Raw genomic sequence first — 26,588 nt, 5'->3', positions numbered from 1 at the left:
GTAATTTTTATTTTTTATTGCGTAAACATTCTTCAAGCATTTGCTCGTAGAAAGCATTTAGTTGCATACCTGCGGCCCTTACCTGTTGCGGGATCAGACTTTGCTCACTTTGTCCCGGCATGGTATTGACTTCCAAAAAGTATAATTCGTTATTGTGTTTATTCAGGATAAAGTCCATGCGCACAAAACCCTTACAATTGAGTCTTAAAAAGATCACTTTTGCTTTGTCTTGCAGATCCCTTAAGATATTGTCCGGAATTTGCGCCGGGGTTACTTCTTCGCTTTCATTATTATACTTTGCTGCATAATCAAAAAACTCATTTTTAGAGATAATCTCCGTCGGGGGGAGCGTATTGATCTCTCCGCCGATACGGTAAACACCCATAGTCAGTTCCCTGCCTTCAATAAATTCTTCGATTAAAGCCTGCGTATCCACGGCAAATACCGCTTCGATTGCACCGTGTAAATCTTCTACTTTAGAAACCTTTGTAGTCGCAATGCTGGAACCTCCTTCATTGGGCTTTACGAATACGGGTAACTGTATTTTGTCCAGTACCGATCCCAGGGAATAAGGATCTTCCTTGAACAAGTGTACCGATTTGGCAATATTGACGACGCCAAAGTCGTTCACTACTTTGTTACAGAAACTTTTGTTGAACGTCACTGCCGATACAATCGCATTACAGGTGGTATAAGGCATACCGATCATATCAAAATAGCCCTGCAGTTTCCCATCTTCACCCGGAGTACCATGAATCGCGATGAATACCGCTTCAAAATTGATTTTATTACCGGCTACTATAATGGAAAAATCATTCTTATCAACCTCAATCCTGCTATCCTGGTATTCATAATACCAACTCTCTTTTGTAATGATAATCTTATAGACGGAATATTTATCGGCATCTAAATTTTTTTCTATTGTTTTAGCTGAACCGATAGAGATAATATGTTCTTCGCTGTAACCACCAGCTACTAAGGCGATATTTTTTTTCATTATTATGATATGTAATGAGATGTATGTATTATAAAAGAACGCCAAAGGTAATAAAATGAGCATACTTTTTGGGGCTAATGTTGTAAAAAGAATTTATGAATTATATTTGTACGAAATATTCGTAGATTTAGTATGAAGGATATAAAAACAACCGGTCTGTGCACCATCCTATGCATATTATTCGTATGGCCTGCTGCTTGGGGAAAAACGGTGACAGGAAGGGTAATCGATCAGGCGACACAAGTTCCTATAAGCGCTTGTGCAGTATATATTAATAATACAACGATTGGCACCACTACAGATGAAAAAGGCTATTTCACCTTATCTTATGCGCAACCACTTCCTGTCAATCTTGTATTCCAGTCACTAGGCTATGAACTGAAAAGCATGAATCTAAAAGAGGAGCCCCTTGAACCCTTACAAGTAGTGCTTCAGGTGAGGACAGAGGAATTGTCGGAAGTAAATGTATTGTCTCCCCTTAAAAATGGTTGGGCACAATACGGACAGGATTTTATGGAGAATTTTATCGGTTATTCCGATTGGGCAAAAGACTGTGAGATCGTGAATAAAAAGGCCATTGTTTTCCGGTTCGACAACCTGAAACAGATATTATATGTACAGGCCAAGGAGCCGATTAGGATCAGGCACAAACAATTGGGTTATACCATTTACTACGATCTTATTGATTTCACCAAAGATTATGCAGCACAGAAAGCTTTTTACTCGGGCTATTCCAGATATGTAATTGATCAAATAAAGCAGAAAAAGCGCATCAATACTGTGTCGCAGAACCGGAAATCGGCTTATGACGGTTCCTTAAATCATTTTATCCGCTCGGTATATAAGAATAGTATCCTTCCGGAAGGATTTGAAGTGCGGGTTTTGCAAAGAATCCGGAGTACTGAATATGGGAAGTATATGCCGGTATGGGTTGATACCCTGAACTTATCCCGGAAAGAAGACTTAAGCCGCCTGGTAACCCGAATGACCGAAAGACCAGGAGTGGATACAGCGAAACTTATTCCTGCTTTTTTGGCTTTAAAGGCCTGGCTCAGCAGCGATACAGGTAGTAGGGTATCTCAACTGGCATTGCCTATGAAGGATAGCATGCAAACAGCACATGATTACTATTCTTTTGAAAAAACGGCAAAGGATACGGCGCTGATTGTTACCTATTATGATCACAACCGCTTAAGTCCACAGGATAGTATTACAGCGGCAGCGATGAAAAACATATCTTTTTCCGGAAAACCAGAACAGGCAGATCGTATGCCGTACAATCGGGTGCGTTATATGGATATATTATATACCGATATACTACCTTCCGATTCTTTTCGGGTCAGTGAAGCGGGAGCGATCATACTTGCCTTTAAGGGGTATTTGCATGTTACCTATACCCGCGAATTGGAAGAAGCAGCTTATTTGAAACGCTTGTCACCCTATAAACACATCCCGGCAAAACAGCAGACAAGCATCATTACAATCCTCAATGACAATGAAATACCCGTTTTGGAAGATGGTAATTATCTAAATTTTTATGACCTGTTTCTGGAAGGCTATTGGTCTTATGAAAAACTCGATAAACAGCTGCCGCTTGATTACAAGCCTTGATTATCATTATGGCAAGGGGGTATTAAAAAGGCAATTTCAGACTACATAAATATGTTTATCTTTGTTGCTCTAAATTTTTTATTTTGTTTACTCCGATTGTTCGTTTTGCTTTAATGGTCTTATGTATTATCATCGCCATTGTTGCCTCTGTTTTGAATCTGAAGATCCTGCTGGTCTTAGCGACATTACTTTCCGTGTCTTTGCTATGGGGATACTATAAATTGGGTACTGTTTACCTTGCATTGGGCAAACTGCGTAGAAATCAGTTGGAAGAAGCGGAGACCATCATCAACCTTAATACGAAGCCGGAGCGATTAATGAAAAACCGCAGGGCCTATTTCTATTATATTAAAGCATACCTCGCCAGGGAAAAAGATGATTTTAGTACGGCTAAAAACCTGTTTGAACTGGCATTGGATGAAGGTCTGCGTGTTGAACAGGATAAGGCCATTGCTTTACTGTCTTTGGCTGATATTGCGGTGATTAAGGGGGAAAAAGAAGTGGCCAGGAGCTATTTGCAGCGTATGAAGGGACTAAAAGTACAGCCCCAGCTGATGCCGCAAATACAGCAAATGCAGCAATATCTTGCGTAAGTGTTTGTAAAAAAAATATTACATTTGAACGGCAAAAACTATTTACATAATTAATTAAAAATATATCATGTCAACTACAGAAACATTTGCACAGAAAATTGCCAAAGCGCAGGATTTTTTACCAATTAATGGTACAGATTATATCGAGTTTTACGTAGGTAATGCCAAGCAGGCGGCACACTACTATAAAACGGCGTTTGGCTTTCAATCGGTTGCTTATGCCGGTCCTGAAACGGGTGTGCGCGACAGAGCTTCTTACGTGTTACAACAAGGTAAGATCCGTTTAGTATTAACGACCGCCTTGCATTCAGATCATCCCATTGCGGAGCACGTGAAAAAACATGGAGATGGAGTGAAAATACTGGCTTTATGGGTAGATGATGCCTATAGCGCATTTGAAGAAACAACGAAAAGAGGTGGTAAGCCTTATATGGAGCCGGTGACGATTAGTGACGAGAACGGAGAGGTACGCATGAGTGGTATCTTTACTTATGGAGAAACGGTACATATGTTCATTGAGCGTAAAAACTACAATGGTGCATTTATGCCGGGTTATGAAAAATCGGAAAGTGATTATCAACCTGCAGAGGCCGGATTGTTATATGTAGATCACTGTGTGGGTAATGTAGGCTGGAACAGAATGTTGCCGACCGTAAAATGGTATGAAGACGTGATGGGATTTGTAAACATCCTTTCTTTTGATGATAAGCAAATCAATACCGAATATTCTGCCTTAATGAGTAAGGTAATGAGTAATGGTAACGGATTCTCTAAATTCCCGATCAACGAACCCGCAGAAGGAAAGAAGAAATCCCAGATTGAAGAATACCTGGAGTATTATGAAGGTGAAGGCGTACAGCATATTGCCGTAGCGACTAAAGACATCGTAAAAACCGTTACAGATCTGAAAAGCAGAGGCGTAGAATTTTTAAGTGCACCACCGGAAGCTTACTATGATATGTTGCCTGAAAGGGTAGGCAAGATCGATGAAGATATGAAAAAGCTGCAGGCTTTAGGCATCCTCGTAGATCGCGATGAAGAAGGTTATTTGTTACAGATCTTTACCAAACCGGTAGAAGATCGTCCGACCTTGTTCTTTGAAATTATCGAAAGACATGGTGCCCAAAGTTTTGGCGCGGGTAATTTTAAAGCATTGTTTGAAAGTATCGAGAGAGAACAAGCGAAAAGAGGTAATCTCTAAGTTTGTCTGTACGATTATTATATTAAAATCCCCCGGAACCTTGGTTTCGGGGGATTTTTTTTGCGAATATGTTTTCAGTTATGCATTTTACCCGGTATAAATATTACCGTATCAGGCTAATATCTCCTTTGAGCGTAAGCGGTTTGTCCTCCGCGCCATAACGATTGATGACCTTAACGATATAGAAATAGGTGCCGGGATCTGCGGGTGTATTGCCCTGATAGGTTCCGTCCCAGCCCCTGTCTCTCTGAAAGGAGGAGAAAACCAGCTGGCCATAGCGGTTATAGATATGCAACTCATAAAACTTTGCATCACAACTGCCTGGAAATACCGGCATAAATACATCATTACGACCATCCCTGTTGGGGGTAAAGCTATTAGGGATGATGGGTACACAGTCACAATTGATTTCTGTGAGCAGCAGAGTATCCGACTGTATACCGCACATATTTTGCGTGGAAGCCACATAAGTCCCCGGCTTGCTTATGGGAATGGACGGCCCGCTTTGCCCGGAATTCCAGTAGATAGCACTGTTCATATTGGTGCTGGCGCTTACATATATTGTGCTTCCGCTGCAAATTGATGTATCCGCTTGAAGGATATTTATTTCCGGTTCCGTGATACCTAACTTAATCGAATCGGAGAAAGTGCATGGCCCTGCTTGTACGGTCACATAATAAGTGCCCGGCGTATTTACTGTAAGTGTTGTTCCGGTGCTGCCGTCGCTCCATTCATAATGATCGAACCTGGGATCGAAAGCATTTAAGATGGCTTCATGGCCTTTACAGATCATGGTGTCCTTGCCCAGGATCAGGGGAGCGGGAGACCTGCTGACGGTAAAAGTGTCTATATAGAGCGTGCAGGCATTATGGGAGGAGCGTACCCAATAAGTCCCAGGCTGCGTTATCGTATGGTGATCAGCATTACTGCCGTCATACCAGTAAAAAGTAGTATTGCCCGGGTGCAGGTTTTCGAGCACTACACTGTCTTCCTCGCAAAGAAGCATTGCTGAGGTGTGGCTGCGGATTGTATCTGAAGAGTTATGTGGCGGCTTTAAATTATTGGGCCCCAATCTGGCCAAGAGTAAAGAGCTTGCAGTTCCGGTGACGGTGAAAAACTGAGGTGTAAAGGTACAGGCCGGGCCGATGAGATTGGGCTGTTCAATCCGGCCGATATAGTTGCCGATGCTGGACACATAGATTTTACCGTCAGGAGCGAGTCGAAAATCAAAATGAGGGCCACCTGTGCCAACAGTTGTTACCGAAGCCCCGATCGCCGTTAGGTTAGGGTAGAGCTGTAAGTTAAATTGCTTTATGGTTGCGGCATCAGAAGTGTATAGGATTTGCTCATCAGGAGACAGTTCAAAATGCCAGGTCGCCGTATTCGGAATAGTTCCGAAATTACTGAATATCCCGGTGGTTTTATTAAATGAGGAACGTATCATATCGCCGCTATTCGAGGCGGTATAGGAAGCCTGCCGGAGATTCGAGACCTTAAAAGATCCTTCAGCAACCGGAATATTAGGCGTGGAGATAACAGGAGTGGTTGATACACCGTTGGCATCTACTTTAAAAGCATAATATTGACAAGGGGCCTTTGTTAATACAATATACCAGTAATTATTACAATCGCCATAAGCAGTACCGGTATTCTCGGTGATACCATACAGCCCTGCATCCAGCAACAAGGTGTTTTTTGAAGCCGGTATCACATCTCCCAAGCCTCCATTCAGGCTCATATCCACGATATGGTAATATACTTTATCCATACCGTCCTCGCTGGCATTGGCAGAGAACACGTAATACTGATTGGAATTTGCCGGGTTGGGCAATATCTGCACACTTTCCTGGCCCGAACCTTGCACGGTACCCCAGGATGGCCCATTGCCCAACAGGCCGGTAGCATTGGGCATCTGGTTGCCATTGCGGTCCCAGATGCGGCAGCCTATGGTATAAAAAAGCAGGTTGCCCTGAGCATCACTTACGGCAGCACTGCTTTCAAAAGTAGCCATATTAGAATTCTGGTTATAGCTGGGTGGCGTGGTATTAAAGTTGATATGATGACCCATTCCGAAGTGCCATTGCTTATTCTCTCCCTGCGCCAGTGCCACCATGCTCCCTGACAGCAACATAAATAATAGCGGTAGCCAGATACGGTATATTTTCTTCATGTGAATCTGATTATACCCCCTCAATATACAATTTTTTTTCTTTTATGTGAGCTGGAAGACTGCTTTATTTATGGGCCAATCTCCTTGAACAAACTTCAGCTAAAACAAGCAAGATCAATAAAAAAGAGATGCGCAGGCACCCCTTTTTATTTTTTTAATGCGCTTTTACGGCCCGTGTTTATTGCTTTTATTTCGCGGGGTTTTCTACCCAAGTTATTTGTAAGCTAAACGGTAATGACCATTGCCACAAAAGGACGAATGAAATAGTTGCTTATATGCGGATAGTAATAAAGAATTTTATCCGTGCATTAAATGGGAGTCTTATCGTATCAGAGTAATATCCCCTTTAAATATAAGCGATTTGTCCTCAGCTCCATAGCGGCTGATCACCTTAACCATATAGAAATAGACCCCTGGATCTGCTGATTTGTTATTCTGGTAATTCCCATCCCAACCTTTGTCTTTCTGAAAAGAAGAGAAGACCAGCTGTCCGTAACGGTTATAGATATGCAGTTCATAGAACTTTGTCTCACAAGTGCCGCGGAATAAGGGCATAAAGACATCATTACGGCCATCCTTGTTTGGGGTAAAGGTATTAGGCACCATAGGTAGACAGTCGCAGTTTACTTCTGTAAGGAGCAGAGTATCGGACTGTATACCACATATATTTTGCGTAGCAGCAATATAAGGCCCGGCTTTGGTTGCTGACACAGAAGAACCAGTCTGTCCTGTGTTCCAATATATGGTGCTATTCATATTCGTAGCGGCCGTTACCATTATGCTGCTTCCGGAACAAATAGTTGTATCTGCCTGCAGGATGGCTATTGCCGGGCTCACCATGTCGACCTTTATCGTATCGTAAAAAGTGCAATTGCCCTCTTTTGCGGTCACATAATAGGTGCCGGCGGCAGTTACCGCAAGTGTAGCGCCAGTACTGGCATCGCTCCAGGTATAAGCATCTGCATCCGGGGGATATGCATTCAATATTAAAGGTTGTCCCGTGCAGATTAGCGTATCGGCGCCAAGAAATGAAGTCATATTCGGGTACTGTACAATAAAGCTGTCGATGTAGAGTTTGCAATCGCTGGATCGGGCCTCGACCCAGTAAATTCCTGGTTGGGAAACGGTCTGCTGTGAACTGGTATTTCCATTATTCCAACGATATGAAGTGATATTGGGATGTGTACTACTTAACTGCAGACCACTACTGGAACAGGGAAACGCGGGCATGGTTTTGCTGAAAATAGTATCCCGGTGTGTCCGGATTCTCGCGGGTGGACCGAAAGAAGCATAATAGGATATTTGGTTGGGGATCGACATGTACTGTGGGATAAACATACAGCCTGTACCTAATACATTGGGCTGTTCTATCCGGGACATATATGCGTTTAGAAAAGCCTGCGGCATATAGATTTTGTTGTCGGGACCCAGCCGGATATCTCCTAAATTGGCTAATGGCAGAAGCGTGACTACAGAGGCTGCAATGGCTGTCGTATCGGGATAGGGTTGCAGATTATATTGCGTTAAGGAATAAGGAGTAGCACGGTATAAAACCTGCTCATTAGGCGACAATGCAATGTGGCTATCGCCAAAATTATTAATGAGCATCTCGAAATTATTGAATACCCCGGTACTTTTATTGAATGAGGAACGTACTACACCCTGATGTACTGCAAAATAGGCTATCGGACTCATGTTTGATATGTACATATCAGCCATATAGTTTATACCCACTATAGACCTGACCGGAGTAGTAGATACGCCGTCCTCATCTACTTTGAAGGCAAGGATATCGCCATTTTGAGGTGTGCCGGTAGCGACAATATACCAATAGGTATTACAATCTCCGTAAGCTGTAGCGGTTATTTCCGTAAGTCCGAAATAGCCGGCATCAAATAATACCGTGTTTTTAGAAGCGGGTATCACATCGCCCAAACCGCCATTCAGACTCATATCCACAATGTGGTAGAAAAGTGTATCCAGGCCGTCTTCCGCATCGCTGGCCGAAAAAACATAAAACTGATTGGCATTGCCGGGGTTGGGAAGGATTTGAACACTTTCCCGTCCGGAACCCACAAATCCACTATTGGCCGGTCCATTGCCCAAGAGGCCGGTGGCATTAGGCATTTCATTGCCGTTCCGATCCCAGATACGACAACCCATCGTATAGAAGATTAGATTACCCTGAGCATCGGAAACCGTAGCGCTGCCCTCCGAAGTAACTATATTTGAGTTCGTATCATAAGTGGGCGGACTATTATTGAAATCCATATGATGACCCCTTCCAAAATGCCATTGATTATTCTCTCCCTGACCTAGTGCGGCTAAGGCGTTAAATAATAGTAGCAATATGGTTAAGTGGGTTACATATATTTTACTCATGTTATTCATTTTTATTCAACGGGTTAAATATACAATTTTATTTGACTATTTTTAGGCAATCGAAATGTTGTTCTATTCTTTCTCCGGCTAAGCGATTTTGATGATTCAAAGTGACAGGTGCTTTTCCGTTTTTTACCAGACAACAACCCGACCAAAATGCCTGTTTGTGCCAATAGGATGGTTGCCACCATGATGCAAATAGATGCGTATTGAAATATTATCAAACCCTGTTTTTTATAAACAGATTGTTCTTTATCTTTTAAAGTACTGTACCCGCTTTTCGTGTAGCAAACGGTTATCGGTAAGTTCAGTCGGGGATGATGAATGATATGATTGAAAATAAAATATGATTAAGTACTAACGCTTTATGATTTCCATACGTCATGCTTATGGAAGTATGCTTCGTAATGACCTAATAGATCCCGCTAAATATTTTGAGAATAGAAGAAACACAAACCGCCCCTTTGAAAAAAGACAGAGCCTTTTCAGGCGTTGAAGGGTTGTTTTTGCTTATTCAACAGTGTATTGCCAAAGATAAACGTGCGCAAAAAACGCTGTATGACCATTTTTCGCCTGCCCTCTATGCCAAAATCCGTAGATATGTATATGATGTAAATCATGCCGGAGAAATCCTGAACGAAAGTTTTTTTAAAATTTTGACGCATATCGAAAAATATGCTCATTCCGGTTCTTTTGAAGGCTGGATGCATAGAATTACGATCAATACCACGATGGACTTTCTGCGTAAAAAAATAAAACAAGATCAGATTGTAAAGACAGAAGTCAAAGGACAAGAGATCTCCATCCCCGAAACAAGTATAGCAAAATTAGCCTACAATGAATTGATCACATTAGTTCATGGTTTACCCGATATGCAGCGGAGTGTCTTCAATTTGTTTGTATTTGACGATTTTTCGCATAAAGAAATTGCAGGTTTATTGGGTATTACAGAAAACAATAGTCGATGGCATTTAAATGATGCCAGACGCCGATTAAAAGAAAAGATTGACGCTTTAACGTAAAGCAATGAATAATAACAAAAGAAATATTGACCAATTTTTTCAAGAAGAGCTCGGTAATGCTACCGAGACACCTCCCTTATTGGTATGGGAGGCATTGGAAAAGAGATTAGATGACGATCGTGCGGATCGCCGTATATTCGGATGGTGGTTTCAGATCTCACTAGCGGTGTTACTGATTGGGGTCGCTATTGCGGCATATTATGCCACCCGGTCCAAGTCCTCATTCTCTTTGATTAAGCATGCAGTGAGCCAGTCTATTGTGTCTCAAAGAAATAAGACAAATGTAGCACAACAGTATAGCCCCAAAATAAATACGAAACAAAAAACGCAGGAGCGGGTCAATATAAATGACATAGCGATGTCGGTAAGCAAGCATCCGTTAACTAAAAATAAACCGGAGCGTAATCCGGGTAAGCGCAATCATAGGGCTAAATCGGATGCTGTTAGAGGTGTGGTTACAAAAGAGGAAGTACAATTGCTTCATCAAAAAAGGAAGGCAACCCCTAATGTGGCACAAAGGACTGTAGCACAAAATGAGCACACATTGCCGCATCAGGATCGGCAAATCGAAGCACATCACGTAAATCGTATTACGGATGAGGCTTCCCCGGCAGAAAATACGGTCTTAAAAGGACGCGTGGTTGAAAATACTTTGACGAAATCTAAAAAATCAGCACAAAAGTCGAGTACTACAGTGGGTATGGAAGAATCAAATACCGAAGTAACAAGCGATCAGAACGCCATAAAGCAACCATATAAAAAGGATATTGCGGTAAGCAGCAAATCGAAAAGGCAGAAGTACAATAAGCCTGCTCCGAAAAGTGCAGCGAAAAATGAGTCAAATTCGATAATCGTGCATAGCGCGCAATTTAAAGATCCGACAGACGCACCGGCCCATAAAAAAACCAATGCCGAGGTGGGTCGAATCGGAACCCTAAAGGAGCAAAATAATACTCCGGAACCGGGCTTGCAAACGATAGCTGCTAATCCTGATATATCCATAAAAGCGGAGGAAAGCACCAAGAACACAGTAGAGCATACAATTGTTCCGCATACCGGAAAATCAGCTGTTGTAAAGAAAGAACAAGATAAAAATAATACGTTCCCTAAAGAGAGCATATCAAAAACCAAAACCCTTAATGTTACAGAAGAAAAGAAGATCAAGAAACCGCTAAATGTATCTATGGGCATCAAGGCCGGCTATGAAAATGGATTCAATAGTTTTACTGCCGGAAAGTATGTGGGTTCTATATTTGGAGCGCTGCAGTTTTCAAACCGCTGGAATTTCTTGTTCCAGCCAAGTATTAAAGTAGCGCGGTTAAACCGCTCCTATACACGTATGACCGGTAATTTTTATCAGGCGGGGCCAACCATAGCGGAACTATTTAATATCAGACAAGATAGCTTACTCGGAAATAGATATGATTTTGCATACAGGCAAACCTATGACTCTATCATTACTTCAATAGAAGCGAAAAGAAATTTTGTAGAACTGGAACTGCCTTTCCTATTCCAATATAAAATAAGCCGGCATTTTTCTGCCACGGCAGGAGTCAATTTGACTTTTGGTAAGATCGTTTTGTGGAATAATAAACTACGCACATTATCTGGTCTTACGATTACTGATACCGTATTAAATAGTATCGATACCACAGCACCTGCGGCCTCAGGTAAGTTTTTGCACCCGGGAAGCAATCCCTTCTATAACTATAAGCCATCCCTGATACCCCAAAACCAAAGCCCAGTATGCTTCGGGTATAGTTTAGGGCTTAGTTATACTTTCAGAGAGAAGCTGATGCTTGATGTGTTAATACAACAAAATCTATCGGGTTATAATCGCATTGCGGAACCTGATTTGCGTCAAATATTTTCGCAAACCTATATCCGACTATCCTTGGGGTATACACTCTTCCGTCTAGGTAAAAAATAATATGAAATCCGCATATAGGCGACCCTGTTTTTATCAAGGCGATTGCTGTGCATCGCAACTTCACTCACAAAATTGTTATCGCTGTGGTGAAAACAATAAGCGATCCGTACAGAACAGATTGCTTAGGTCCTGCCTTATAAATCCGGCGTCAAGAAAATAATTGGCTCGGTCGATAAAGGTGCAAACCACTATCTGAGCGCAGCGAGTTTGGTTGGCGACCGACCGACACATTGATTTTTAGCCATGGATTTATACAGCCCTGATTTTTTGGCGCTACCTTTTGCCTCAAGGCAAAAGGTAGCATAGTGATAAACGGAAACCAAAAGAATAATTAAGTCTTTGTTTCTTAAAAGCAGATACTCAATAAAAATAATTTTCTTTTTACTAACGAACGGTATAGCAGTATCGTTATATATAGTGGCAGATAATAATGCCAAATTGTTAACCCCAAAAAATTATCTTTTATGAAAAACAACTTTATCACCCTTGCCAGTTTCGTATGTGCATCGCTGTTATGCGATGCTGCGACAGCACAAGTTACCTGTAACCCGGATTTTTCTTATGCACAAACGGGTTCCAACTATCTTACATACGCATTTACAAACACGACAGTTGCCAGCAGCAGCTCTTATCAAAGCTATACACTTTATTTGCTGAACAATAATCTTTACTTAACATCATTGGCTTCTATTGGCGGCAACGGATCTACGGCGCAACATACATTTAGTGGTCCGGGGATCTATAAGGTTGTACTTGCCATGGATGATTCATCGGCACTTGGTTACTGTCACGCATACGATACACAAACTGTAGTGATCAACAATCCTATTCAAGGAACTATTATTGCGCTCCATGACAGTATCAATAATCCTGCCACGTACACTTATCCTAACCTCTCCTTTAAAGTATGGCTCATTCAGTATAATGCGGCCACCAACATGTTAAGTGCTGTGGACTCACAAATTGTAAATGGCACCAATACTTATATGGTACCCTACGCCTTTCATAATAAACCAGATGGTAGTTATTTAGTTAAAGCTAAAGATATGTTAGGCCTTACTTATAATAGTACTTATATGGTTCCTACCTATCACATGGATGATATATATTGGTACAATGCAAGCACAATTAATCATAGTAACCTTGTTGGGCCTTTTTATAATAGGAATGTAATGATGATGGGTGGCGCACAAACTACAGGTCCTGGTTTTATAGGAGGAGATGTTACCCAAGGTGCTAATCGCCCTGCCGGAGCAGGAACGCTTGCCATAGGTGATCCGGTAAGTAATATGGATATTTATTTGAAAGATGACGCGACAGGTTCTATCGTAGGATATACGACAACAGATATGCAAGGTCACTATGCATTCGCTAATTTACCTTTAGGAACGTATACGGTGTTTCCCGATGCGCTTAATTTTGAAACCATAGCGGATGAGCATATCACTTTAGGGAACACAAATCCGAGCAGTAACACGAGAGATTTTACCCAAACCGCTACAAAAGTTAAACCCAATAGCCCTACTGCAATAAATAAAGTAAACGTGGAATTAGTGGGTGTATATCCAAATCCGGTGACCGATAAACTGAATATCAATTGGAAAAAACAAGTGAAAGAAGTAACCGTAAAAATGTATACTATTATTGGAGAAGAGGTATATAGTGCTACAAAACCGGTTACGACAATCGATTTGCATCATTTGGCCAAAGGTGTTTATGTATTAAAAATAACGGAAGGAGATGCAGTGCAAACCTTAAGAATAGGTAAGCAATAAGAGATACTATACAGGTTGATTTTAATAAATAAGGTGGTCCAAACGGACCACCTTATTTTATGGGTACTGCTCATCCCGGTATAAGAATACCACAAATTTTTTAAATAGCCGTTTACAATAATTATGTAATAATTATTCCTAGCTAAAACACATACTGCGCTCAGGCTATTTTAGTATCGGCTCGCTCCAAGCTGGTGACTTTTTCATGCCTGTCTTATTGCTTGATCAGTTTAATGGTTTTGCTGTCTGAATCGGTTGTAATGGTAAATTGGTATACCCCTGCAGCAAGATGGCTGATATCAATTTTCGGGATCACACCGATGAACCGGTTTTGATAAACCTGTTTCCCATCCTGTGTATAAATACGAATCGTGGTCTTCCCTTCCTTGATCCCTTTGACAGAGACGTGGTCCGTGCCCGGATTAGGATAGATCGCTATCGCATCCTTACAGTCATTATCGATTTTAATCACTGCGCTGTAAGCAGTGCTCCGGTCCGCATCCGTTATTTTTAAACGGTAATAATTACTGCTGTTCAGCGGTGTTTCATCTGTATACACATATCGGCTATCAGAACCTTTGGGCGCAAATGTTTGTATGTTGCTAAATGTTTGTCCATTGCTACCACGCTCAAGTATGATATGGCTCACGTTATCTTCCAGCCCGGTTGTCCAGGACAGATAAATACCACAGTCTTTATCTTGTTGGCCGGTAAAAGACAATAATTGTAGCGGTAAAGGAACTTGCCAGTTGATTGTATAGGCAGCAGGTGTATTGTCCTGAATATCCAAACCATCCCTCGTAGCATAATAAAATATTGTAGATAAAGTACCAAAAGAAGTCGGCCCCGGTTCGATCGTCAGTAGTGTAGGATTGTAATTGGGAATTACCTGATTCGTTGTTACCACAGATCCGTTATACCTCAAAACATAACCATTTGTGGGCAGTGTAGTGATGACGATTGTTCTGCCCGACCAGGATCCTTGCACCGGCTGATCTGTCGGATCGCTGCCTTGTAGGGGTGAACCACCCAGGTTGGTCACTCTTGGTGCTCCGGTTTGGGTATTGGTGACGCTGTACGATTCAGGCGGTTCACATCCTATTACTGCGCTGATTGTGGCAGGGGAGGATGTAGAAGTGCAGCCCTCAGTATTGCGCACCGTAACATTATAGGTGCCGGTCGCTACCGTCGTAAAATTGGGGGAAGATTGATAGCTGGTACCATTGATGCTATAGGTCAGTCCTGATCCGGTCGGTGTCGTTACCGTAATACTGCCCGTTGTGACCGAACAGGTCGGTTGTGTGATGCTCAGGGTAGGCGCTACGGGTGATTTTTGTACCGTAACGTCAAACGTAAAGGGACTGCCGCTACAGCTATCCATCACCGGTGTCACCGTATAGCGTACCGTCGCAATGGCTGTAGAACTATTGGTTAAGGTCTGGCTTATGGGGCCGGAAACCGGGCTAGTCTGATTGCTGAATCCGCTGAGTCCTGAACCACTTTGCAGCGCCGCTGTCCAAGTATATTTTAGGTTGCTGATTGTCGTGCTTGGTGTTACGGAGAACAGGCCACTGTTACAAACCACCGGTGGATTGGTTGCCGATGCAGAGAGCGCCGGTACCACTGTCGTGGTTATGGTAAAGGGCGTACCTACACAACTGGCATTGGTTGCAGTGACATTATAGACTACCGTAGCCGTAGTGGTTCCGGTATTGGTCAAGGTTTGGCGTACCGATGCCAATGTATTTCCCGCAGTAGCGCCGGTAACTGTGCCGCCGGTAATTGTTGGGGCAGACCAAGTATATGTGGTACCCGCAGGTGCCGTAACCGGTGCGTAATTAAACGAATCGCTGGTACAGATACGGTAGCTTTGGCTGGCAAGGTCGGGGCGTTGGGTCACATTGATAGACACCGGGCTGGAAGCGGCATTAGAACAGCCACCGCCGCTCACTACAGCACGAAACATCGTGCTCGTATTGAGATTTGTATAATTTAAAGTGTTTGTTGCATTGTTGGGTAAAAAGGTCGTCCAGGTAGTTCCGTTATCGATCGACTGTTCCCATCGTACCACCGTTGCGGTCGTGCCGGCCAGTGTCAACGTACCATTGGCACCGCTACATACCGGTGTGGCACCGGTCACCGTACCGGTAGAGGTTACTGTAATCGTATGTGTTGCTGTCTTGGGTGTACAACCCGCAGCTGTGACCGTAATCACGGCAGTGCCTGTATATAAAGAAGAAAAGGTTACCGTACCCGTTATCGAATCAATAATGGCTTGTGTACTCGTTGTGTTGATGCTATACCTTATGCTGCTGGCATTGGCAGCAGTTGCGGTATACGTTTGGGTGCCAGGTCCCTGGCATCTTGTAGAAGTGCTTCCTGCAGCGAAGGTAGGCGTACCCACGATACCATTAACCTGTATGGTTCCCGTCGTGCTGGCATTGGGGCTACCTCCGGTAGTTGTAACCGTATAGGTTTGTGGCCCTGCTGTAGCTACTGTAGGGGTACCGGTAATGGTCACTTCCCTCGTAGTATTGTTGTAACTATAGCTGATCCCGGTCGGTAAACCGGTCACAATAGCACCTGTGGCCGAACCGCCAATGGAATAAGAAATGTTTACAATTGGGGTATTGATGCATACCGTTTGTGCATCTGAGGGGGGCGGGGATACTGAGGTAAGGGTAATCGTCGATGAAGGGGTTGTGCTAACAGTACTGGTATCATTTGTACTCACCGGATCTATTTGTGATCCGGTAATGGTGGCTGTATTACTATAATCACCCGTCGATTTTACTTTAGCCGAAATCGTCAATGTGGCTGTTGCACCCGGACCTAAAGAACCAATATTCCAGATTCCTGTGGTGCTGCTGTACGTTGTTCCCGGAGCAGCATTGCTGCTCAAATAGGTATAGCCCGATTTTAATAAATCAGTCACAGAAACACCTAAAGCCGTACCCACACCCAGATTGCTGGCCGTTAAGGTAAACTGAACCGTACCATTGACCGCCGGAGTAGCCATATCGACTGTTTTTACGATAGAACGCTCAATATTGCAAAGTGCAACCGTAACCGGTACCGATTGTGCGCTGATCCCGCAGGGCAACATGGTCGTGAGCGAATAGGACCCTGATTCTGTAGGGGTATAAGTATTATTGGTGGCACCCGCAAGCGCAATCCCGTTTAAATACCATTGATAGGGTCCGGTAGCTGAAGGCGCAGCCGTGAGCGTCACATTAGCGCAGCTTGTTTGTGTAGCAGTAGGAGTCACCGCTTGTTCCGGAAGAGGCGTGATAAAGTTAGACATCGAGTAACCGGCCCCGCTTTGTACCATTACGGCATTTATTCTTGAAGCACTGTTGAGCGTTATGGCTGCCGGTGTACCGATATTGCTATTTGTAAAATCGATCAGGTACACGCCGGTGCTGCCGAGCTGCCTTCTTACACCAACGCCGCTAATCGATTCAATATCAGTATTAGTGTAGTTTGTAGTGCCTCCTGTTGTGGTTAAAAATATCTTCTCCGTAGGACTTGTCGTCGTAATGTAGGCAAAGTACGGAAGGTCTGCGCCACTGCTGTTCCTGAATTTATAGGTTTTGGCAATCAAGCTTCCTCCGCAACTGGATACCGGAGCAAGGGTAAGCATATCTACTTCACAGGTATTAGCGGTTCCGGAATAGGTAACCACATTCTTCGAACTCAGAACGCGTGTCGCACTATATTGATTGGTTCCGTTTCCGTTGGGTATTGTTGTAAAACTACCTGCACCAACAAGCGTTTGTGTACTGGTAGACGCAATAGAGCCATTAACATTAAAATTGGTAATGCTTAAGGTTGTATTGGGTTGGGTAGCAACTATAGTGGTTTGTTCTGCCGTACTATTCCCCGCACTCCGGATAATAATATATTCGCTTCCCAAAGAGTTAACAGGGGGTACAGGATTATACACACCATCTCCGCAACCTGCAGGTGCATCAATATGAGCCGCTGAGTTCATCACAGCAGATGCAGAAGATTCTACCAGGCTACCAATTGCTGTTTGGAATAAATAACTCTGCCCTGCATTAAGGGTTACGATGGCAGAGCCATTCAGCCTTATGGTTGTATTGTTTTCTATAGCCATAATGCTATAGATAGGTTTTTGTGTCGTGCCTTGAAGAATGCCGTCCCGATAATATCCAACTCTGAAAATCGTACCAATCGCTGCATTTCCAAAAGAAAACAGGGCCGAATTTCCTTTAATATTGGCATCATTATATTGATCAGAGGCTACATTCCTTACATTTACCGTAATGGGGTTATTGCCTTCCACAATCATACCCTGATCAGATACAATAGTATTCAGTGGATTGAGGGCAATGCTATTAGGCGCCCCTACAAAACGGTACACAGAAGGTACTGTTGGGGTAGGGGTAAGAGTGGTTACCAATGTACCATCACTCTTCTTTACGGTTACCGTTGTACTGGCTGAGTTGGTTGTCACCACCAGTTCATTGGCTTGTGACCAGTATTGCCAGGGAGCCGGGGCAATGTAATGTTTTGTATAAGTCTGGCTATAGGAGCGAAAAACAGATATCAAGCCCAGTAAAATAAAAAAGTATACTTTATTGATCATTTTATTTATTATATAAGTACAGTAATTATTATATATAAGTACGGTAATTGTTACAAATAGGTTTTATGTATTTCTATGCGGCGGTATATGCCGCCAATCAATCAAAAAAGGTGTAAAAACCTTTTGATACATGTGAATAATTAATTGATTGATTATCAATGTAATGCTCCTTCAGTCAGGGAAACCGCTCCCAAACAAACTAATTATGGCCTGGCGTCAAAAGACGGTGAGCCATAAGGGCTTGTGTGCGTTGTGATGCCCTTATTATACCCAGCAAAGATATAAAGCAAATGTTTTTGACATCGGTTAAGTCTATGATTTCGCTTCTTTTTGGGAAATGGTATCTGCTGTAATGCTTTGTGGTATTGGTTTTAGGTCTTGTATTTGCGCTTGTTAATTTTATGTTATTCAAAATAATAACAATATTAAATAAATAACATACATTGTTTTTTGTTATAGTGTAAAACAGTAAATAACAGTACTTTTTGCTCCTAAAAGCCAATTTAAGGGGTCAATATTTACTCTTTTGAAGAAACGCCTTTTTGAAGCAATTCACATAAATATAATACAGGATAAAGGCAGGGGTAATATGCATGAATCAAATTTGTAGCTTATCAATTTTTTAGCAATGAATAAGATTTTTACGAAATCGGCATTACTGGTTTCTCTGGGATGCTTTTGGGCGCAGGTGTCTTTGGCACAAACGACCATCACCCAGTGGAATTTTAATTCCGTACCGCCCGATGCTTCAAGCACCACGGGCAGCATGGCGTCATCACTGGGTGTGGGTACCATAACAGCCGTAGGTGGAACCATCAGCTCTTTTGCCAGTGGTACCTCAAACGGAGGGTCTTCTGATCCTGCGACTACAGATAATACAGGATTGGGTTTGTCTACCTTTCCTGCGCAGGGAACTGCAAATAAAACAGCGGGCATCCAATTCATTGCGGGTACTTCCGGTTATCAAAACATTAAAATATCCTTTGATCAACGCCATAGTAATACCGGTCCGGCACATATGCAGTTACAGTATACGCTGAACGCGACGGTGAGTAATCCGGTATGGGTTGATGTTGATACGGCATCCGCTCCATCCGGAGATATCTGGAACAGCAGATCCTTCAATTTGTCGGCAGTTACGGGTTTGAATAATAATCCCAATGCCGGATTCCGGGTCGTTTCGGCCTTTGCTCCGGGCGGTAACTATGCCCCTAGTAATCCTGCGTCCAGTTATGGCGTGAGCGGTACCTGGCGTTTCGATATGTTGACCGTAAAAGGAGATGTAATCTCCACCACACCAGTATTGCCCAATCTGGTGATTACAGAAATCCTCCATACGCCTAATAATATAGAGATGGTCGAAGTGTATAATGCCGGTACTACCGCGGTGGATATGACGGGCTTATACCTGAGTAATGGTACAAGCGGAAACTTTCCTGCCCAGATGCTGGCAGCCGGTGCTACCGTTTTGTTTTCAACCAATCCGACTAGCGCCAATAGCTTAATGGGAGGTACCTATTATAGCCTTACCGGCGGTTTAGGAGCGACTTCCGATATCCTGGTGATCAAGAATGCGGCAGGTAATATCATCGATTCTGTAGCCTATCAGGTAGGTACAGCCGGTTGGCCGGCCGCACCTGCAGGTACCTACTATGGTGCTTCAATTGAACTGAATAATGCGGCTTTAGATAATAATGTAGGTGCTAACTGGACGGCAACTACACAGAATATTATTTCTTCTGCTTCGGGACCGATATGGGCCACTCCGGGTGTTTATCCGCCTCCGGTGCCTAATCCGGCACCCATCGTTACTTCATTTAAACAAAACAGTGCTACGAGTACCTCTGTTAAATTTAATCAGACGGTGACCAATGCTTCGGCGATCAATACCAGTCATTATGTGATCAGTCCTTCGATTGCGGTGAGCAGTGCGGTATTAACGGCCGGTAATGATTCGGTTGTGTTGACGCATGCACCGCTAGCCAATGGGGTTGCCTATACTTTAGCCATAAATGGCGTGCAAAATGCAGGTGGTGCTAATAATGTGGCAGATACCGTGGATTTATTATGGAACCAAGGAACACCGAATCTGGTGATTACCGAGATCATTCACAGTCCGAATACGATAGAAATGATCGAGGTGTATAATGCCGGAACGACTGCTGTGAATTTAGGTGGTTTGAAATGGACCGACGGCACAAGCGGAAATTTCCCGGTGATGTCTTTAGCCGCAGGTGGAAATGTAGTGTTTTCTACAAGCCCTGCTGTTGCGGATACCCTGTTGCACGTACCGACTATATATATGTTGAATGCCGGTTTGAGTTCTACGGATGATATTTTGGTGGTGCGTAACTCACTGAACCAAGTCATTGACTCGGTACATTATTTTGTGGGTACCAATAACTGGCCTACACCTCCGGTCGGTATTTATGGGTATTCCTATGAGTTGATGGCGGCCAATCTGGATAATAATGTAGGCACCAACTGGATCGTACCGATAAATGAGATTACTCCTCAACCGAGTGTCGGTGTCATCCGTTCCACTGCCGGTATTTATCCGCCACCGGTTATTGTGCCGACCAATGCTTCTGTAAGTTTTGTGGGCAGTTCGGTTGCCGTAAATGAAAACCAACTGGAATTAAAAATAGTAGCCAACCTGGTAGGCGGTATTGCCAATCCCGCTTCTGTAGCGATCGAGCTATTGCCAAACGGAACGGCGACCAGTGGTTCTGATTATACCTTACCGACTAACCTGAGCTTTGAATGGCCGGCTTTAGCCAATAATGTAAATGATACCATCACCATTGTAATCAACAATGATAATATTGCGGAAAATGCAGAATACTTTGCCTTTAAATTTACTAATCCGGTAAATGTAACCTTACCTAATGCTGCGGCTAATGTATTTACAGCCTTCATCTTAGATGATGATAAACAAGCGCCGGTAGCTTTAAAATCAGATTTTCTGACGTATATCAGTTCTTATCAAAACCACCCTGCTGGAACCAATTCTGCGGAGATCGTTGCTTTTGATAAACAATCAAAACGCTTATTTATTGCCAACTCTATTGGCGGTAAAATTGATATTGTCGATTTTCATAATCCTGCCAGCCCGTCTATGATTTCTTCCATTGATATTAATCCTACTTATGGTAATATCAATTCCATTGCGGTTAGAAACGGGATTGTTGCGGCAGCTGTAGAAGACCTGGTGCCTGAAAACCCGGGAAAAGTAGTATTCTTCGATACCAATGGGGTCTTTAAAAACCAGGTAACGGTAGGCGCTATGCCCGATATGATCACCTTTACACATGACGGTGCAAAAGTATTGGTGGCAAATGAAGGCCAACCGAAAACAGATTATTCCATCGATCCGGAAGGTTCTGTTTCGATCATTGATATCAGTGGCGGTATTGCCGGTTTGGCACAAACAAATGTGGCTACAGCTGGCTTTCAATCTTTTAACAGCCAGATTGCTGCTTTAAGAACTGCCGGGGTACGTATTTTCGGGCCTAATGCAAGCGTAGCGCAGGATATGGAACCGGAATATATTACTGTGGCAGAAGATAACAGTAAGGCATGGGTTACCTGCCAGGAAAACAATGCTATTGCCGTAATAGACCTGGTGACCAATAGTATTACCGACATCTTTCCTTTGGGTACCAAAGACCATATGGCGCCTGCCAATGCTTTAGATGTCAGCGACCAGGGAACAAATGTCGTATTAGCAAACTGGCCGGTTAAAGGCTTGTATATGCCGGATGCGATTGGTTCTTACCGTGTGAACGGACAAACCTATCTGGTTACCGCCAATGAAGGGGATGCTCGTGAATACGATGCTTATGCTGAAGTGCTGCGTTTAGGATCATCTGCTTATGTCTTAGATCCTGTTGCCTTTCCGAATGCGGCATTTCTTAAAGCTAACCTGGGCAGGTTAAATGTAACCACAGCCTCTGGAGATACAGATGGAGATGGTGATTTTGATGAAATTCATACTTTTGGTGCCCGTTCCTTCTCCATCTGGAATGCAACGACCGGCGCTTTGGTATCGGATAACGGGCAGGATTTTGAATTGCTGATCGCCAAACATCCGGAGCTTGCAGCAATTTTTAATGCCAGCAATACCAATAATACCCTTAAAAACAGAAGCGATGATAAAGGTCCCGAACCCGAAGGTATCGTAGTGGCTAAAATCGGTGCCAAAGTATATGCCTTTGTCGCTTTGGAAAGAATAGGTGGTTGTATGGTCTATGATATTACTAATCCGGCTATGCCTGCATACGTAGATTATAAAAATAGCCGTACCATAGCGACTTATGGTGGGGACAATGGTGCCGAAGGTGTTTTATACATTGATTCTGCAAGTTCACCTACCGGAAAACCTTATGTGATTCTGGCCAATGAGGTTTCTTCCAGCCTGAGTATTTTTGAGATCAAGCCAATAGCCACACCGACGGCTACAGAAGGGGTAGACCAACATACTTTCTGTTATGCGTTCCCGAATCCGGCTACGGCAACCGTAAATTTGCTGGTAGAAGGAATAGTGAAACAGGCTACGATCCAGGTATTAAGTATTGAAGGTAAGGTGCAACAGCAACTAAAAACCAACAGCAACAATACCGTGATTGATATGCAGGCCTTACCTGCAGGTGCTTACTTCATAAAATATACAGATGGCGCAAGAACCGGTACGGTAAAAGTACAAAAACAGTAAAGCGGACTTTATATAAAAAAAAGTTGCGCGCCGCATAGCGGCGCGCAACTTTTTTTTATATCCTATTTTCAGCTTATTTCTTTTTCTGCTTACCCTTTTTCTTTTGTTTTGGCTCCTTTTTCTGATCTTCTTTCGGCGCTTCTTTGTCGGCTACAGCGGGTTCTGGTTGATCTAAAATTTGTAGTCTTTGAAAAGGGGTAGCGTCTTTCATAAGTTCCTCCAATGATTTAGGTCTTTCCGCTTCCCGCCATTTAAAGCGGCTGAGCCTTAGCGCTTCCGGATCCGCATTCCTCATGGGGGTCATGGTTTGTTTGAAATCCAAAAGGTAATGGATTTTCTTAATCTTACGGTTTTTAAACTGAATCCGTAAACGCGTGCTGGAAGCCTGGGAAGCCCCAAGGTAAGCGTCATCGTCATCCTTAGCAAAATAAATCGTTTCTGCATTAGGGTAGGCTACAGCAGAATCCAATTCATTATTAACAAAGAAAGCATGAATCCGGCTCCCTTGTATCTGGTCGAACATACCTGCTTTTGCGGGGCCATTCTGCTGAATGACAATCGCATTTTTCGGAACATATACTTCCTGTATCTTACTGCTGTCCAACAGCGCATAGATCGTATCGCCTAATATCTGGCTTTGTCTGCCCCAGATCACCGGATTTTTATACAGAATCATCAGGGAGTCCAGCTGAGAATAGCGAAGGCTATCACATTTAGCCTGTGCCGAATCGGCATACACTTTTACATTATGATAGGCAATGAAATACCGGGGTTTTTGTTCCCCCTCTTTAGTGCCTTGTGTTCCTTTTTCAAAGATTTTTTGCTCCGGGTTTTCTCCGATGCCATGCTTTGGCCGTTGTGGGCGATCACCTGTCGCTTCCAGGCTATCTGCCGGGTTCAGGTCTACGGCATGCCGTATGGTATCGGTATTGTTATGGTCTGCAAGGCTATCGCTGCCTGCAATATTCATCTGAGGAAGGTCCAAAGGCGCTTCTTCCGGTAGGTTGAGGCTATCGGCCGCAGTGATCGGGGTGTCTGTCGCTTGAACATGAATAAGGCTGTCAGCAGGATGAGCAATGCTATCTTTAGGCAACTTAGCGCCCAAAGAATCCCTGGCCGCAGGAACTTGTAAAGGGATTTTAGTGCTGTCCACTTCAATCCCGGATTGTAATTCATTAATCAGCTTGTCCAGCTGTACTTTAGCCGTATCGATCGGTCCGGCATCCGGACGTTTCAGGTTAGCAACCGGCTCACTGAATACGGTGTCCGAAAAGATAAACAGGCTATCCTTTCCGTCTTTTCGTTTCATAATGGGATGATCCGTCGCTGTCATTTTCTCCGAAATCTCATTATATACCGCAAAGCCACTGTATAAGGTTGTTTTCATCGCCGTATCAATCGCCACAACATTGCCTTTTGCGACCGCCCAGCCCGACACTTTATTATATTTAATATCATCGGCCTCTATAAATTGCGCATTATGGATCATATTAGAGCGTCCCAGAAACTTTGCAATCTTATTTTTGGCATCATAGGTTCCCGCCTTGGCTACCAGATAGGTACTTTCATTCTGAACCACTGCAGGAGCATAAAAACGAACCAGTTTCGTGTCTGTATTATAGCCAATATCTTCAGAAGTGACGGTATACTCAGGGTCATTCACCACCACATCACCCTTAAAACGGGCATCTTTTGATTTAAGATTATATTCTCCGTATTTACTGGAGAGTAGGGTGGATTCATTTTTTAAAGTACCTGTTTTGTAAAACTTACCCACTTTAGTGCTCAGGTTATAATCCACTTCATCAGACCATAATTCATTGCCTTTATTATCGGTAAGAATCACATCTCCCTTCATATATACCGTTTTGCTGCCACCGGTATATTTAAGGTAGTCGGCAAAGGCTTCCGTGCCATCGGCCTGCTCTATGGAGACATTACCAAAGGCCTCGGCTACTTTTTTATTCTGGTATAAGACCGCACTGTCGCAGTACAACATATCTGTACCATTGCGCAGCTTTACATTGCCCACGATCTTAGTTACCTGTTCAGTACCCACCTTAACGATGTCTGTATACTCAGAATTCAGGATTTCAATAAAGGAGGTATTGCTGTTTTTGGCCGTATCATTAGCCACAACAGGAACTTGCTGCTGCGCCATACCCGGCACAGCAGCAAGCAGTAGTATAAAACAGTATAGGGCTATTTGTGTTACAACCTTCATATTTAGGTTTAAGGTACTCTGTATAAAAGGATATAAGAGTGACCTGCTATCCGATAGCCTGGTTTAAATCGTTGATAATATCAGCTACGTCTTCAATACCCGTGCTCAGACGGATCAGGCCATCAGAAAGACCATTTTTGAGGCGTTCTTCACGAGGAATGGATGCATGTGTCATCGTTGCCGGATGATTGATCAGGGATTCTACACCACCTAAACTTTCTGCCAGGGCAATCAATTTAGTGGACATCAGCATTCTTTTTACATTTTCGGGGCTGTCATCTTTCAGTTCAAAACTGATCATACCGCCAAAACCGCGCATCTGCTTTTTGGCCACAGCATGGCCGGGATGGTCTTCAAAACCTGCCCAGTGCACTTTAGCTACTTTATCATGGTTGCGCAGGAAATGGGCTACTTTTTCGCCGTTTTCACAATGCCTGTCCATACGTACGTGCAGGGTTTTGATCCCTCTTAAGACCAGGAAACAGTCCTGAGGTCCCGGTACGGCACCACTGCTTTTCTGAATAAAAAACAGATCGTCTCTCAGTTGTTTGTCATTCACAATTACCGCGCCTAAGATCACATCGCTATGTCCGCCCAAGTATTTGGTTGCCGAGTGCATCACTATATCCGCACCCAGATCTAATGGATTTTGCAAATAGGGAGAGGCAAAGGTATTGTCAACACATAAAAGCACCTTAGCTTCCTTGGTAATAGCAGCTACCGCCTCAATATCAGTAATGTTAATCAGGGGATTGGTCGGGGTTTCCGTCCAGATCAGTTTCGTATTTGGATTAATGGCTTTTCGAATGTTTTCGGGATCTTTCATATCTACATATTGAAAGCGGATGCCGAATTTTACAAACAATTTTTCAAACAAGCGATAAGTACCACCATACATATCATTAGCCGCAATTACTTCGTCTCCGGGATGAAGCAAGCGAATAATGGCATCTGTAGCCGCTACACCGCTGCTAAAAGCCAGGCCATACGCGCCATGTTCGATACCGGCCAAAGCATTTTCCAAAGCAGTACGGGTCGGGTTGCCGGCACGGGAATAATCATATCCTTTATGCTCGTCCGGGGCATCCTGTACATAAGTAGAGGTTTGGAAAATAGGGGTCATAATGGCCCCTGTACTCGGATCCGGTGTTACACCTGCATGAATTAACGTAGTACCAATGCCGTATTTTTTGTCTGCACTCATTATTTAGATTTTTATAAAGATTAGGGTAACCGCGTTGCCGCAGTAAAAGTGGCTCAAAATTAGGCTAAATGATCAGGATTTTAAAATTAGAAATCCTAAGAGCAACTTAAACTTACGCCCAATACAAGTTCCTTGTTTACTAACTTCTTATGG

13 protein-coding genes are annotated in these 26,588 nt (G+C 43.3%); 7 read left to right on the top strand and 6 right to left on the bottom strand.

Annotated features, from left to right (window positions below; all coding sequences use genetic code 11):
- Positions 1–7: 7 nt before the first annotated feature.
- Complete coding sequence (locus DBR32_RS05610) at positions 8–997, bottom strand: D-alanine--D-alanine ligase (protein ID WP_124635323.1); 990 nt, start codon at positions 995–997, stop codon at positions 8–10.
- A gap of 132 nt (positions 998–1,129) precedes the next feature.
- On the opposite strand from DBR32_RS05610, the gene DBR32_RS05605 reads away from it, so the two are divergent.
- From DBR32_RS05605 to hppD, 3 genes are all read left to right on the top strand, one after another.
- A complete protein-coding gene (locus DBR32_RS05605) occupies positions 1,130–2,608 on the top strand; it encodes a carboxypeptidase-like regulatory domain-containing protein (RefSeq protein WP_124635322.1) in 1,479 nt (492 codons plus the stop codon).
- An 83-nt stretch (positions 2,609–2,691) separates the two neighbouring features.
- The gene (locus DBR32_RS05600; protein WP_124635321.1) at positions 2,692–3,201 is read left to right on the top strand and encodes a hypothetical protein; all 510 of its coding nucleotides are present in this window, start codon (positions 2,692–2,694) and stop codon (positions 3,199–3,201) included.
- A gap of 67 nt (positions 3,202–3,268) precedes the next feature.
- Positions 3,269–4,402 carry a 4-hydroxyphenylpyruvate dioxygenase gene (gene hppD, locus DBR32_RS05595; RefSeq protein WP_124635320.1) on the top strand — a complete coding sequence of 378 codons (1,134 nt, stop codon included), beginning with the start codon at positions 3,269–3,271 and terminating at the stop codon, positions 4,400–4,402.
- Between the two features lie 103 nt (positions 4,403–4,505).
- Here the strand turns inward: hppD and DBR32_RS05590 are convergent, their stop codons facing one another.
- Positions 4,506–6,572 carry a gliding motility-associated C-terminal domain-containing protein gene (locus DBR32_RS05590; RefSeq protein ID WP_124635319.1) on the bottom strand — a complete coding sequence of 689 codons (2,067 nt, stop codon included), beginning with the start codon at positions 6,570–6,572 and terminating at the stop codon, positions 4,506–4,508.
- 321 nt (positions 6,573–6,893) lie between these two features.
- Complete coding sequence (locus DBR32_RS05585; protein WP_158605918.1) at positions 6,894–8,954, bottom strand: gliding motility-associated C-terminal domain-containing protein; 2,061 nt, start codon at positions 8,952–8,954, stop codon at positions 6,894–6,896.
- Between the two features lie 464 nt (positions 8,955–9,418).
- Between DBR32_RS05585 and DBR32_RS05580 the strand changes: the two genes are divergently transcribed.
- The 3 genes from DBR32_RS05580 to DBR32_RS05570 all read left to right on the top strand — a co-directional run bounded on the left by DBR32_RS05580 (position 9,419) and on the right by DBR32_RS05570 (position 13,681).
- Positions 9,419–9,976: an RNA polymerase sigma factor gene (locus tag DBR32_RS05580; RefSeq protein ID WP_158605917.1), complete on the top strand. Its 558-nt coding sequence runs from the start codon at positions 9,419–9,421 to the stop codon at positions 9,974–9,976.
- Positions 9,977–9,980: 4 nt separating this feature from the next.
- A complete protein-coding gene (locus DBR32_RS05575; protein WP_124635316.1) occupies positions 9,981–11,906 on the top strand; it encodes a hypothetical protein in 1,926 nt (641 codons plus the stop codon).
- Positions 11,907–12,370: 464 nt separating this feature from the next.
- Complete coding sequence (locus tag DBR32_RS05570; RefSeq protein WP_124635315.1) at positions 12,371–13,681, top strand: T9SS type A sorting domain-containing protein; 1,311 nt, start codon at positions 12,371–12,373, stop codon at positions 13,679–13,681.
- A 214-nt stretch (positions 13,682–13,895) separates the two neighbouring features.
- Here DBR32_RS05570 and DBR32_RS05565 read toward each other — a convergent pair whose 3' ends face one another.
- Positions 13,896–18,293 carry a PKD-like domain-containing protein gene (locus DBR32_RS05565; RefSeq protein WP_124635314.1) on the bottom strand — a complete coding sequence of 1,466 codons (4,398 nt, stop codon included), beginning with the start codon at positions 18,291–18,293 and terminating at the stop codon, positions 13,896–13,898.
- A 628-nt stretch (positions 18,294–18,921) separates the two neighbouring features.
- On the opposite strand from DBR32_RS05565, the gene DBR32_RS05560 reads away from it, so the two are divergent.
- A complete protein-coding gene (locus tag DBR32_RS05560) occupies positions 18,922–23,007 on the top strand; it encodes a choice-of-anchor I family protein (protein ID WP_124635313.1) in 4,086 nt (1,361 codons plus the stop codon).
- Positions 23,008–23,080: 73 nt separating this feature from the next.
- On the opposite strand, the gene DBR32_RS05555 is transcribed toward DBR32_RS05560, so the two are convergent.
- Positions 23,081–25,231 carry an OstA-like protein gene (locus DBR32_RS05555; protein WP_124635312.1) on the bottom strand — a complete coding sequence of 717 codons (2,151 nt, stop codon included), beginning with the start codon at positions 25,229–25,231 and terminating at the stop codon, positions 23,081–23,083.
- Between the two features lie 46 nt (positions 25,232–25,277).
- A complete protein-coding gene (locus tag DBR32_RS05550) occupies positions 25,278–26,435 on the bottom strand; it encodes a cystathionine gamma-synthase (RefSeq protein WP_124635311.1) in 1,158 nt (385 codons plus the stop codon).
- Positions 26,436–26,588: the final 153 nt, after the last annotated feature.

Origin of the sequence: Taibaiella sp. KBW10, from assembly GCF_003852495.1 — a bacterium.
Lineage (GTDB): Bacteria > Bacteroidota > Bacteroidia > Chitinophagales > Chitinophagaceae > Edaphocola.
Note: the sequence above shows the minus strand (reverse complement) of the source record. Positions and strands in the feature narration are given on the sequence as shown.